At 54.9% G+C, this 12,330-nt stretch carries 10 protein-coding genes; 4 read left to right on the forward strand and 6 right to left on the reverse strand.

All coding sequences use genetic code 11. From position 1 onward, the window contains the following. Positions 1-10: 10 nt before the first annotated feature. The 4 genes from AAGA79_RS00755 to moeB all read right to left on the reverse strand — a co-directional run bounded on the left by AAGA79_RS00755 (position 11) and on the right by moeB (position 6,233). Positions 11-2,284, reverse strand: coding sequence for a tetratricopeptide repeat protein (locus tag AAGA79_RS00755; protein ID WP_411826871.1), 2,274 nt, complete (start codon positions 2,282-2,284; stop codon positions 11-13). Between the two features lie 83 nt (positions 2,285-2,367). Next, positions 2,368-4,263: an ABC-F family ATP-binding cassette domain-containing protein gene (locus tag AAGA79_RS00760; RefSeq protein WP_411826872.1), complete on the reverse strand. Its 1,896-nt coding sequence runs from the start codon at positions 4,261-4,263 to the stop codon at positions 2,368-2,370. Positions 4,264-4,459: 196 nt separating this feature from the next. Next, positions 4,460-5,071, reverse strand: a complete 612-nt coding sequence (locus AAGA79_RS00765; protein ID WP_411826873.1) for a DUF4893 domain-containing protein — start codon at positions 5,069-5,071, stop codon at positions 4,460-4,462. Between the two features lie 46 nt (positions 5,072-5,117). Then, positions 5,118-6,233, reverse strand: a complete 1,116-nt coding sequence (moeB, locus tag AAGA79_RS00770; RefSeq protein WP_411826874.1) for a molybdopterin-synthase adenylyltransferase MoeB — start codon at positions 6,231-6,233, stop codon at positions 5,118-5,120. A gap of 197 nt (positions 6,234-6,430) precedes the next feature. Here moeB and AAGA79_RS00775 point away from each other — a divergent pair, with 197 nt between their 5' ends. Continuing rightward, positions 6,431-7,345 carry a calcium/sodium antiporter gene (locus AAGA79_RS00775; protein ID WP_411826875.1) on the forward strand — a complete coding sequence of 305 codons (915 nt, stop codon included), beginning with the start codon at positions 6,431-6,433 and terminating at the stop codon, positions 7,343-7,345. Positions 7,346-7,411: 66 nt separating this feature from the next. Beyond that, on the forward strand, positions 7,412-7,987 hold the full coding sequence (locus AAGA79_RS00780) for a thioredoxin family protein (RefSeq protein ID WP_411826876.1): 576 nt from the start codon (positions 7,412-7,414) through the stop codon (positions 7,985-7,987). A gap of 69 nt (positions 7,988-8,056) precedes the next feature. Here AAGA79_RS00780 and AAGA79_RS00785 read toward each other — a convergent pair whose 3' ends face one another. Both AAGA79_RS00785 and AAGA79_RS00790 read right to left on the reverse strand, forming a co-directional pair. Next, entirely contained in the window at positions 8,057-8,716 is a 660-nt protein-coding gene (locus tag AAGA79_RS00785; protein ID WP_411828204.1) for a zinc metallopeptidase, read from the reverse strand. A gap of 155 nt (positions 8,717-8,871) precedes the next feature. Further along, positions 8,872-9,456 carry a SprT-like domain-containing protein gene (locus AAGA79_RS00790; protein ID WP_411826877.1) on the reverse strand — a complete coding sequence of 195 codons (585 nt, stop codon included), beginning with the start codon at positions 9,454-9,456 and terminating at the stop codon, positions 8,872-8,874. An 87-nt stretch (positions 9,457-9,543) separates the two neighbouring features. On the opposite strand from AAGA79_RS00790, the gene AAGA79_RS00795 reads away from it, so the two are divergent. Together AAGA79_RS00795 and ffh are read left to right on the forward strand one after the other, a co-directional pair. Next, on the forward strand, positions 9,544-10,719 hold the full coding sequence (locus AAGA79_RS00795; RefSeq protein ID WP_411826878.1) for a polysaccharide deacetylase family protein: 1,176 nt from the start codon (positions 9,544-9,546) through the stop codon (positions 10,717-10,719). A 71-nt stretch (positions 10,720-10,790) separates the two neighbouring features. Next, positions 10,791-12,197, forward strand: coding sequence for a signal recognition particle protein (gene ffh, locus AAGA79_RS00800; protein WP_411826879.1), 1,407 nt, complete (start codon positions 10,791-10,793; stop codon positions 12,195-12,197). Positions 12,198-12,330 lie beyond the last annotated feature (133 nt).

The following is a 12,330-nucleotide window of genomic DNA, read 5'->3' on the forward strand; positions in this document are numbered from 1 at the left end:
CGCTATCGGCTCAATCGAATTCTCCGATTGCCTTGAGGAATTTGTTGGAGCGGCGGAGTTCTTCCTGAGACCAGCCGTCGATGGCCATTTCCTCATCGGAGACCCAGTTGAAACCGAAGCTGTTATCTTTTCTTTCCACATACTGGTCTTTCCTATCCTCCTTCTCTGCTGATTGGAAAGGAATCGGGGGGAGGTCCAGTGGAGAATCCGGGAAATCTGAAGTGAGTTGCCAATAGGATTGAAGCTGCGACGGGCCGGATATATACTCCAGTTTTTCCGTGTAGGGGGCGATTTCAAAGATCCTGTCGCGGAGTTTCAGGGATTCCGCGAATTTGGCAGGATTTTTCTCCAGAAGTGTCAGCAATTTTTGGGCTGCGTTGAAGTATTCCGGATCTAGTTCAAAGGCGCGGCGATAGGCCAGGATTGCCTGTGCTGGATCGTCTTTTTCGGAAAGAACCAGTCCTAGTAGGTATGGAGCACGGGCGTTATCCGGATGCTCTTTTTCGAAAGCTTCCAGTAACGGGAGGGCAATTTCGATCACACGTGGATCGCTGAATAAGCCTTCGCAGCCGAAGCAGTGGCTCTCGCGCGGGCCGAAGCTGATCGGCATGAGCTCGAATGCTTTGGTGAAATGGACGATGGCCTCGTCGAATTTTCCATTGCGGGCCAGGGTCAGGGCGAGGCGGGATTGGAGGCAGTAGGCGTCTTCGAATTTACCGAGAGCTTTGCGATAGCGGTCGGTAGCTTCCCGGATGAGGCCGGCGTGGAGGAAATCATCGGCAGCTTCGCCTTGGCGGATGGATTCAACAACAGAGCGGAATTTTGCAGCCAGCTCATCCCGGCCGGCGTCTTTGTGAATCCTTGCGAGGATCTCGTAGCAGAACATCCGCGAATCCTTCCCGTGGTCTCCATCGGATGGGTCCAGAGCAATTGCCTGTTGGATTGTTTCCTCCGCGAGCTTGAGATCGCCACCGCGACGGGCGATCTCCGCCAGCCAGATGAGTGGGCGCTCCTCGAATGGATCGTAGACGCGCAGGGACTCTATGAATGGTTTGCCTAGGGCAGGATCGTTTTCGATAAGCGCCTCGTAAAGGGCATCAACGCCCGGGTTTCTGGCGAGGAGATGTTGGAGATAAGCGGAGGCCTGTTGCTCGTCACCTGCTTCTTTCAGGAAATCCACGAAAAGTATTCCCAAAGGTGGCTGACCGGGAAGAGCGATGGCGAGCATCGAGAAAAATTCCTCCGGATCATTGAGAGCCAGCTTCTGTGCATTCTGTATTTCTTTACCGAATTTTCCAGTGTCGCCCGAATTATAAAGTGCTGTGAGATAGGCGGAGTGGATTTGATCCAGCTTGCCAAAGTCATGGTAAATGCGGGAATCCTTGTTTTTCGCGGAGCTGGCGAGAATCTCAGCAAATGTGTCCAAGATGCTCTGCCAGTCTTGCAGCCTGGCGGCGGTTTTAAAGATCTGATCGTATTGATAGTTTGATACGTAGGGCTCCGTTTCCAGTTCCTTCAGGAGAATAACGGTCAGGTCGGATGTGGCTTTTTTTGCCAAGGGAAGACGGTCCAAAACGACTGCGACCTCAATTAATTTCTGGAGTAAATCGGCTTTTTCCGAGTGGTCTTCTTCAAGGGAAATTGCCTGCTGGAGAAGCTGGATACCTTGATCGATCTGGTTTTCCGCGAGGGCTTTCTGCCAATCGGCAGGTTCTTCCTTTTCGCGTTGGTGACGGTCGTCCTTCGCTGTCAGAAGCTCGGGTTTGTTCTTCTGCAGCCATTCGACGGTGGCTTGGGGATCTTTGCTGGCAATCAGCATGGCGGAAAGAGCATCGTCATATCTGTATTCCCTGATTTCGCTATCTTTGATTATGGTGCGGACGAGTGGCTCGGTATCGGCATTTTCGTCTTTGAGAAGGGCGCTGAAGATACGCAATTTATTGGCGAGATTACCGCTCTCAAGGAAGTCACGGTCTTTGTTCAGGTTTTTATCGTTGGCGATGATCTCGATTTTTTCGGCGATTCCGGGCCACTGATCGATGGGTGGTAGCTCCGAATAGAGAGTGGTCAGGAAATCCGAGGAGGTGCTTCCATGGGAGATATCAAGTTTGAGGCGCTCCAGCCATTGTTCCGCATTATCAGCCGGCTGGAGATGTTGGCGCTCCTTTGATACGTAAACAGGAGCCGATCTATCGTCGCACGAAGTGAGAACAAGGGCACCGGCAATGAGGAATCCGGTTGCTAGAAAATGAAGGTAAACGGGATTTTTTCGGGATACAGGCATGATGATGGGATTTCATAGAAATCTCATGCATGCAGGTGGCCAAGACGAGTAAAAAGGGGCGGGTATGGCCGGGCCCCGGAGGATCAGGCGCTTGCGTCGGCGATGGCTTGGAGTTCTTCCCAGCGGGTGTAGAGGGCGGCAGCGGATTTGCGGGCGGCTTCTAGTTTTTCCATTTCCGCGGGGATTTGCTCGTAGTTGTTGAGCTGGAATTCGGGGTCGTTCATGCGGGTCTCGATGGAAGAGACTTTGTCTTCGGCGGCGAAGATGAGGTCTTCGATGCCTTCGAGTTCGACGCGTTCTTTTTGGGAGAGTTTGCGGGGTTTTTCCTTGGGTTTGGTGGGGGCGGCTGTGGCTTTGAGGGATTTGTAGGCTTTTTCCTGGGATTTTATGGTAGCTTCGCGGATTTGGCGTTTTTCCAGATAGTATGAGTAGTTTCCGGGGGTGACGTGGATGCCATCGTCCTCGAAGGCGATGATCTGATCACAGATACGGTCGAGGAAGTAGCGATCATGGGATACGCAGAGGATGGATCCGCCGAAGGAGGAGAGTGCTTCCTCGAGCATGCGGAGGGATGGGAGGTCCAGGTCATTGGTGGGCTCATCGAGGACGATGAGATTGCCGCCGGTTTTGAGGACTTTTGCGAGCATGAGGCGGGCGCGTTCGCCACCGGAAAGGAGGTCGACGCGTTCGTTGATGCGTTCGTTGTTGAAGAGGAAGCGGCGGAGGTAGGCGCGGGCGCCGAGCGTTTCGGTGCCGAACTGGACCTTCTCGTTTCCATCGGAAACCTCGTCGAGGAGGGAGCCGGTGCCATCGAGCTGCATGCGGTTCTGGTCGATATAGTTGACTTTGACGCGTTTCCCGAGGACGGCGGAGCCTTCGGAGGGCTGGAGCTGATCGAGGCAGAGCTTGAGGAGGGTGGATTTTCCGACGCCGTTTTTCCCGACAATGCCGGTGCAGGTGCCGGGGCGGATGGAGAGATCAAGATGGCGGAAGAGCCAGCGGGGAAGTTTTTCGGTGCCGACATTAACACCTGCCTGCTCCAGCTCGATGACGATGTTACCGAGATCTGCGGCAGGTGGGAGGAGGAGATCCATTTCGCGCTCCTCGGGCGGGCCTTCCTGGCCTTCGACTTCGTAGAATGCATCGAGGCGGGAGCGTTGTTTGGTTCCCCGTGCCTTGACTCCGGAGCGCACCCATTCCAGCTCTGATTTCAGGAATTTCTGACGCTTTTGTTCGGATTGCTCTGCGATTTGCTGGCGGATGGCTTTCGACTCGAGGAAGGCGGTGTAGTTCCCGGGGTGGGAGTAGGCTTTGCCGTTATCGATTTCGATAATGCGGGTGGCGATGACATCGAGGAAGTAGCGATCGTGGGTGACGAAGATGACGGCTCCGGCGAAGTTTTTCAGGACGTCTTCCAGCCAACGGATGGATTCCGCATCAAGGTGGTTGGTAGGCTCATCGAGCAGGAGTAGATCCGGCTGGCAGGCGAGTGCGCGGCAGAGTGCTACGCGGCGTTTTTCTCCTCCGGAGAGCGGGCCTGTGGGGGAATCAAGTGGAGGAGTGCCGAGTGCGTTGGAGAGGGAAACGATGCGGGAGTCCAGGTTCCAGCCGTCTGTGTGGTCGATGAATTCCAGGAAGTCGTGGAGCTCGGTCTCGGTGCCGTCGCCATTCTCGTAGCGGTGGATGGCTTCGACAATATCTGCGGCGCCTGCGGCGATGTTTTCGTGGACGGAGAGTTCCGGATCCAGCTCGAATTCCTGTGGGAGGTAGCCGGTGCGGATTTCACGGCGGATGGATATTTCCCCGGAGTCAGGTTGTTGCTCCCCGGTGAGGATTTTCAGAAGAGAGGATTTGCCGCAGCCGTTGCGGCCTACGAGGCCTACTTTTTCACCGGTGGCTACCGCGAGTGTGACGCCATCGAGCAGGGTTTGGTAGGAGTAGGCGAGGCGGATTTCGTTGGCGGAAAGGAGTGTGGACACGGATGTTTGCTTTAAATCTTAAACTCTGAGCTTCGTTGAAGTAGGAGAGCTTGAATCACGAATGCACCCCGAAGGGCGGGAAGATTCGAATGAGCGCGAGTGGAAAGGGAAACCGGGAGAAAGTAAATGGCGAAGGGTGTGGCTGCAGAAGCGGACGATCCGCCGGCCACGATCCGTGATGACCTACCCCCCGCTATCAGGAGCCTCTCTTGAATTCGTACATTTCGCGCCCGTAGGTGGTTTCTCCGAAGATGAGGATTAGCTGGTTTTTCCCGACCCTATAGAGGTAGCCGTAGCTGTTACGGTCAGTATCTACCTTTGTTCCCTCATCTTGTGAGGCACTATAGCCTTTGGGTTCTTCATCGGAATAGTATTTCCCGCCGATGAAGACGAAATTGCCCTTACCATCATCTGCTACCAAGCCGGAGCGGCGCTGTGAGCCGGAGTCTTTGAGGAGTAGTAGTCCATCTTTGCCTACTTTCCGGAATTCACAGGGGAAAAACGGGTAGACGTAGGCTCCGAGATTCCCGACCTGAAGGCTGCGGACTTTCCATTTCCCGGCAAGAGCCAACCTATCACCGAGTGGGAGACGGGGAAGGGCGAGCAGTGCTTCCATTTCCTTCGCGTTTGCCGCGCTATCACTTTCCTGTGAGGAGATGTGATTTCCAACAGTTGCTTTCAGGCCTTCCTCAGCAGTGGCCAGGGCTTTGATTTCCGCGGGCTTGAGGACGGAAAGTGTCTCATCCGGGCTGGCGTAAGCGAGGGAGGAAAAGGCGGCGATGGCGGCAACGATGAGGAGAGGTCTCATGATGGTTTTGTGGAGAAATTCGGAGGGCGCTTGGCGGAGTGCTTGATCAAAGCTTTTGGAAGGCGTCCATACCGCCTTCCACGTTGACCACGTTTTCGTAGCCGAGAGAAGAGAGGTATTCGCAGGCTTTCGCGGAGCGCATGCCGGCTTTGCAGTGGATGATGATCTGCGTGTCCTTCGGGAGATTTGGCGCGTAGGTGGGAATGGTCTGGAGTGGGACGAGCTTGGCCTGCGGGATGTTGACGAGGTTGTATTCATCGATTTCACGAACATCGAGGAGGATGGCGTTGAGGTCGTTTGCGTCGAGGCGGGCTTTGAGATCTGCTGCGGTGATGGTTTGCATATTGGGGTCTGTGATTTGGCAGGAGGGGTCTGCGGTGGTTTCAGGATTGTTTACGGAGTGGATGGTGGGGTTTTCCCCGCAGAGGCGGCAAGCGGGATCGTGGGGAAGTTTCAGGGAGCGGAATGAGGTGTGGAGAGCATCGTAGATGAGAATTTTACCCAGAGGTGGCTGGCCGGTGCCGAGGATGATTTTAATGGCTTCCATGGCCTGGAGGGAGCCGATGATGCCGGGGAGAACGCCGAGGACACCGGCTTCCGCGCAGTTGGGGACGGCGCCGGGGGCCGGGATTTCAGGAAGCAGGCAGCGGTAGCAGGGGCTGCCGAGGTGTGGAGCGAAGACGGTCATCTGGCCATCGAAGCGGTGGATGGCGCCGTAGATGAGAGGTTTTTCCAGGAAAAAGGCTGTGTCGTTCGCGAGGAAACGGGTGGGAAAATTATCGGAGCCGTCGAGGATGATATCGTAGTCTCGGGCAATCTCGATGGCGTTTTCCGGGGTGAAGCGGACGGGGTGGAGATCGAGTGTGAGGTGGGGATTTGTCTCGCGGAGGCGGGCGGCGGCGGATTCGAGTTTCGGCTGGCCGATGGTGGCGTCCGAGTGGAGGAGCTGGCGCTGGAGGTTGGAGAGATCGACTGTATCGGGATCTATGAGGCCGAGTCTGCCTACGCCAGCTGCGGCGAGGTATAGGGCTGCGGGTGAGCCGAGGCCGCCGGTGCCGATCAGGAGGACGGAGGCGTTTTTCAGCTTCAGCTGGCCGGTTTCGCCGATTTCCGGGATGAGGAGGTGGCGTGAGTAGCGGGCTTTTTCTTCCGAGGTGAGCACGGAGAGTGGTTACACCTGTTCACGTTGCTTTCAAACTGTAAATGCGCGGACAAGGTAGCGTGAAAATAGTATCGGAGAAATGAAGCTGATGTCTTGCTAAGGCGGAAAGTAGGAGTACCAATTTCCGCGGTAGGTCCAGATCATCGGTTACGATGAAGGAGGCTACGGGCTCTTGTTCTTATTTATCTATTACCTAGGTGATCTATATAGCTGTTGGGGTGTTGTTGCTCTATTTCGGTGCTGAAAGTCTGGTTCGCGGGAGTTCCCGTTTGGCCGCCTATTTCGGTATTCCTCCGTTGATTATCGGGCTGACGGTTGTGGCCTTCGGGACGAGCGCTCCTGAGCTGACGGTTAGTATTTCTGCAGCTTTCAAAGGGGCTGCGGATGTAGCGATCGGGAATGTGGTGGGGTCGAATATTTTCAACATCGCGGTGATTCTGGGCATAACCGCGTTGATCCGGCCTCCGAGTGTTCATCTGGATCTTATCCGGCGTGAGATTCCTTTTTTGATTCTGGTTTCGGTTCTCGGATTCTGTCTGGTGAGCTACGGTGAGGTGTCCCGTTTGGTGGGGATGGGACTTTTCACGATCTTGTGCGGATACATATTTTTCTCTATCAGGGCTGCACGGGGGCAGGGTGAAGAGGTGGGAGTCGTGGAGCCAGGGTTTAGCGTTTGGATGTGTATCCTGCTGATTTTTGCCGGTTTGGGGATACTCGTTCTGGGATCGAATCTCTTTGTTCGCGGAGCTGTGGTTATGGCGCGTGAATTCGGGATCTCAGAGGCTGTGATAGGGCTGACCATAGTGGCGGCGGGAACTAGCCTTCCCGAGTTGGCAACGAGTGTGGTAGCTGCTTTCAAGAAGGAGTCCGATGTGGCGATCGGTAATATCGTGGGCTCGAACATATTCAATATCCTCTGTATCCTGGGGCTTACCGCATCAATTCAACCAATTGAAGTTGGCGGGATAGGGATCCGTGATGCTGCATTCATGTTGGGATTGAGTATTTTACTTCTGCCATTTGCGTTTACGAAGCGTTCGATCTCAAGGGGTGAGGGCTGTGTGTTTTTGAGTATCTACGGGGTGTATTTGTTCTTGCTGTGGCCCAGGTAGCGCGCGACGCGGGGGGGGATTTGTTGTGGGGTTGCAATATAGGTATCTCCGTATTTATATGGCGGTATGGCTGAAGTTTTATCTACATTTGAACTGAAATATCAGGATTGTGCCCCGGGTTTCGAATTGCCGGATGCGCGGGGGAAAAAGTTTACCCTGAGAGATGTGGCGGGGCCGGAGGGGACGATTGTGGTGTTCGCGTGCAATCATTGCCCGTTCGTGATCCATCTGGCGAAGGAGCTGGGGGAGCTGGCGAAAGAGGCGGCCGTGAAGGGGGTGAATACGGTGGTGATCAATTCGAACGATCTGAAGAATTATCCGCAGGATGGACCGGAAGAGATGAAGGTTTTCGAGAAACAATACGGCTGGGATTTCCCGTATCTGCTGGATGAAACGCAAATGATCGCAAAACAATACGGGGCTGCATGCACTCCGGATTTCTATCTTTTTGATGCGGAGGGGCTGCTTTCGTATTCGGGGCAGTTTGACGATACACGGCCGGGACGGGGAACGGCTACTGGCGTTGATTTACGCTCGGCGGTGGATGTGATGCTCTCGGGGAATGTCCCGAAAAAGGGGCTGCCGAGCAGTGGCTGCAATATCAAGTGGAAGGCTGGCAATGAGCCGCGCTATTTCGGATGATTTCAGGACAATAAAAAAGGGACGGTTGTTAGCCGTCCCTTTTTTGTGAGTCAAATCTGGATGCCGGGATCAGTCCCTGCGGCCGAGCAGCATGGATGCGTAGTAAATGAGCATGGCGAGTGAACTGATCGCTGCGACAACGTAGGTCATGGCGGCCCAGAACAGCGCGTTTTTAGCTTTCTCATGTTCCATTGAGGAGGATACGCCGGAGTTCTCTAGCCATACGAGCGCGCGCTTGCTGGCATCGAACTCGACTGGGAGTGTGACGACGGAAAAGAGTGTGGTGATGGCGAAAAGTCCTACCCAAACGTAGAGAAACAGCGGGGTCTGAAGGAAGGCGGAGGCTACGAGCATAGCGATCAACAGGCCGTTCATTGCGGTGCTGGCGAATTGTACTGCCGGGACCATTTTCGAACGGAGGGTGAGCCAGGTGTAGGCTTTCGCGTGTTGCACGGCATGGCCGCACTCGTGCGCGGCCACGGCAGCGGCTGCGACATTGTTCATGGCGTAGACGGATTCGCTGAGATTGACGGTTTTCGTGCGTGGATCGTAGTGGTCGGTGAGTTTTCCTGGAGTGCTGATGACCTGGACATCATTGATGCCGCTCTCGCGAAGCATGGTCTGTGCGATCTGCGCGCCGGTGTAGCGAATGGGGATCTGCGAGTATTCCGCGAAACGCTTCTTGAGCGTGTGGCTGACGAGCCAGCTGGCAAGTGCGGAGCCGACCATCAGAATGATGAGAGTCGGGGAAAATCCGTAGATGAGGGAGAGTTGGAAAAATTGAAGATGATCAGGTGTCATGGAGGTAGTTTAGAGGGATTTTTTCCCGCTGCAATGGGAAGCGGTGGGGTTAACGAAGTTTGTTCAGGAATCGGTTCCGGTGATTAGAGCGTCTTTCTGACGAGGCGGAATTGGTCGTGATACTGGCCTCCGTTCTTGGCTTTGCAGCAGGTGTGACATGCGACGGCGCGGCGGAAAGGGCGAACGCGCTGGATGGTGGAGGAGCAGACAGGGCAGGTGTAGGCGTAGCGCCTCTTTTGTTTCCGACCGGTGAAGGGGAGTGTGTGACGGGCGGTTTCTCCTGCGATTCCAAGATCCGCGCAGGCCGTTTTCCACTCGGTGCCGTGGGGTTGTATACGTTTCCGTCCCGCGCGGTGGTAGGCTATGAGGTGGGCTAGCTCGTGCTTGAGGGTGCGCCAGATTTCCTGCTCGGAGATTTCACGAAGCTTCGGGTTCAGCTCGATCTGGCAGGCCGGCCACCAGGCGCGACCTGCGGTGGTGCGCATGCGTGGGTTCCAGCAGGCGGTGATCTGGACAGAAAGCTTCGGGAGGTCCAGCTGTTCGGTGGCCTTCCTCGACCAGTCGGTCAGGTCTGGATCTATCGGGTAGCCTTCCTTGGTATGCGAGGGTTCGGATTTCGGCTTCCTGGGGGGGAAGAGAAATTCGAACTGCGGGAAGGGCTTGCGCATCGCGGATGATTTTGAATTTTTTCAAGAAAATCGCAAGGCAGGATCAGGTTGTTGCAAAGGGTGCGCCGTTCGCTAGCATTCCGGCATATGAAGCTTTCGGAAATGGTTTTGATTTCGTTTTTCGGTCTGTTGCCGGCGTTGTCCGCGCAGGAGGAGCCGAAGGATAGTCCGCCTGCTGCCCAGCCATTGATAAATCTCGACATTCCGGATGACGGGGTGCGGGTGTCCGTGCTGGGCTACCACGATTTCTCCAGTTCCGAGCGCGAAACAGCGATGCGGATCAAGACTGATAAATTCCGCCAGCAGATGCAGGCATTGCATGATCTGGATATTCCGGTGATTTCCATGGCTGATTTCATCGGTTGGAAAAACGGGGGGAAAACGATCCCGCAGAAGTGTGCGGTGATCACGATCGATGACGGCTGGAAATCGGTTTACACGGATGCCTACCCGATTCTGAAGGAGTTCGGCTACCCGTTTACCGTTTATCTATATAAGAACTATGTCGACGGAGGCGGGAAGGCGCTGACGACTGCGATGATTACGGAGATGATGCAGAATGGGGCGAACATCGGGAGCCATTCGACCACTCATCCGCTGCCGCAGCAGGTGAAGACAGCGCGCGTTGGCGGCGAAGAAAAATACGGAAAGTTTCTCGATGTGGAGATGGCGGAATCAAAGAAGTTTCTGGAGGGGAAATTCGGCGGGAAGGTGCTCACGTATGCATATCCGGGTGGCTATTTCACAGAGGAAATGCTGAGGAAGGGAGAGGAAGTGGGCTACAAACACATGTTCACTGTGCAGCCCGGGAAGGTGAAAATCAATATGCCGAACGGGAATCTGCCACGTTACGTGATTCTGGGTAACTATGACCGTATCTTTGAGTTTGCGACGAGTTTCCGGGATTCCTCGGTGGCGGGCGCGGGAAGCGCAGCCGGGCTGCAGAAGGAGTTGCCATTTCCTGTGGAGCCGCTTCCCGGAGCGATTATCAATACACGCCTGCCCGAGATTTCAGTGGACCTGAGCAGTGCTGAAAATATCGATCCGGCTACCCTGAAAATGCACGTTGCCGGCTTCGGGGAAGTGCCGGCGAATTATGCAAGCGAGGGGAAATTGTTCACGTGGCGGGTGAACCGCAGGCTGCGGCAGGCTGTCTGCAAGGTGAAGGTCACTTGGAGCGATACGGGCGGAAATCCGACCAAGTCTCCGCTTGAGTGGGGTTTCCAGATTGATCGCGGTGCGGCGTATTTGCCGGATCAGTAAGCAAATCTGGTGGGGCGGATTTGAATTCGCAGTTGAGCTTTAAATTTTAAAATTTAAGGTCTTTCAAGATTATGTTTTCAGCACTCAGCGACAGCCTCGACAAAACCTTCCGCGATTTGCGCGGTGTGGGAAAAATTTCCGAGAAAAATATCACGGATGCATTGCGGGAAATCCGTATTGCGTTGCTTGAGGCGGATGTGGAATTCGGTGTGGCGAAGAACCTGATTGCACGGGTGAAAGAGGCCTCGATGGGTGAGGATGTTTTGAAATCCATCAAGCCCGGGGAGCAGATCGTAAAGCTATTCCAGGATGAGCTGACGCGTGTGCTGGGTGGCGACAATGTGCCGCTGGACCTGAATCCTCCGGCGCGGATTCTGATGGTGGGCCTCAATGGTGCTGGTAAGACAACAACTTCCGCGAAGCTTGCGCGCCGCTTGAAAAAAGATGGCCGTCGCCCGTTGTTGGTGGCTTGCGATCTTTATCGCCCGGCGGCGGTGGAGCAGCTCCAGACCTTGGGGAAACAAGTGGATGTGCCAGTGTTCGCTCCTGAGGCGGGGGAGAAAGATTTGATCAAGGTGGCGCGTGAGGCGATCGCCTTTGGCGAAAAAGAGGGTGCAACGGTTCTGATTTTCGATACCGCGGGCCGCCAGGAGATCGACAATGTATTGATCGAGGAACTCAAGGAGCTGAATAAATTCCTGAATCCGAAGGAAACTTTGCTGGTGGCGGATGCGGCGACCGGACAGCAGGCGGTTTCGGTAGCTACCCATTTCGATGAAGCAGTGGGCATTACGGGTATTGTGCTGACAAAGCTGGATGGTGATGCACGCGGTGGTGCTGCGCTCTCGATGCGCGAGGTGACCGGTAAGCCTATCAAGTATTCCGGTGAGGGTGAAAAACTCGATCAGCTCACAGAATTTCACCCATCGCGCATGGCTGACCGGATTCTCGGCATGGGCGATATCGTGGGCATGGTGGAATCCGTGGCCGATAAGGTGAACGAGGAGGATGCGCTACGCTCGATGAAGCGCATGCAGTCTGGAAAATTCGATTTCAATGACTTCCTGGACCAGATGAAGATGATTCAGAATCTCGGGCCGCTTGAGGGTCTGCTGGGTTTGATGCCCGGATTCAATAAGATCAAAAAACAGCTACCTGCGGGTGCGTTGGATAGCAGCAAACTGAAACGCACGGAGGCTATCGTGCTCTCCATGACTCCTTACGAAAGATCCCGCCCTGAGATCATCAAGGCTTCCCGCCGCCAGCGGATCGCGGCCGGATCCGGGACTTCGATGATGCAGGTGAACCAGCTTATCAAACAATTCGGCGAGATGCGGAAGATGATGAAATCTCCCGGCAAGATGAAGAACATGATGAAGCAGATGGGCGGTGCCGGTGGCATGGGCGATCTGATGAAAGGCATGGAAGGAAAGTTGCCTCCCGGCATGGGAGGAAAAGGCGGGAAATTTCCGTTCTAGAAAGTAGCTACTGCCATTCAGTAAGTGCGCTGATGGAATGAAAGCAGCGGAATATCCGTCCAGTCAAGTGATGCCATCGATGATGGGGAATTTTCGTCACCAACGGTGAGAGATTTGAAAGATTTCTGGAGTT

The organism is Luteolibacter sp. AS25 (genome assembly GCF_046736275.1).
Taxonomy (GTDB): Bacteria; Verrucomicrobiota; Verrucomicrobiia; order Verrucomicrobiales; family Akkermansiaceae; genus Luteolibacter.

Excerpts from the sequence above, each read along its gene's own strand:
- AAGA79_RS00755 (WP_411826871.1), bottom strand. The coding sequence starts at position 2,284 with ATGCCTGTATCCCGAAAAAATCCCGTTTACCTTCATTTTCTAGCAACC.
- AAGA79_RS00765 (WP_411826873.1), bottom strand. The coding sequence starts at position 5,071 with ATGAGACCTCTCCTCATCGTTGCCGCCATCGCCGCCTTTTCCTCCCTC.
- AAGA79_RS00780 (WP_411826876.1), top strand. The coding sequence starts at position 7,412 with ATGGCTGAAGTTTTATCTACATTTGAACTGAAATATCAGGATTGTGCC.
- AAGA79_RS00785 (WP_411828204.1), bottom strand. The coding sequence starts at position 8,716 with ATGGTCGGCTCCGCACTTGCCAGCTGGCTCGTCAGCCACACGCTCAAG.
- AAGA79_RS00790 (WP_411826877.1), bottom strand. The coding sequence starts at position 9,456 with ATGCGCAAGCCCTTCCCGCAGTTCGAATTTCTCTTCCCCCCCAGGAAG.
- AAGA79_RS00795 (WP_411826878.1), top strand. The coding sequence starts at position 9,544 with ATGAAGCTTTCGGAAATGGTTTTGATTTCGTTTTTCGGTCTGTTGCCG.
- ffh (WP_411826879.1), top strand. The coding sequence starts at position 10,791 with ATGTTTTCAGCACTCAGCGACAGCCTCGACAAAACCTTCCGCGATTTG.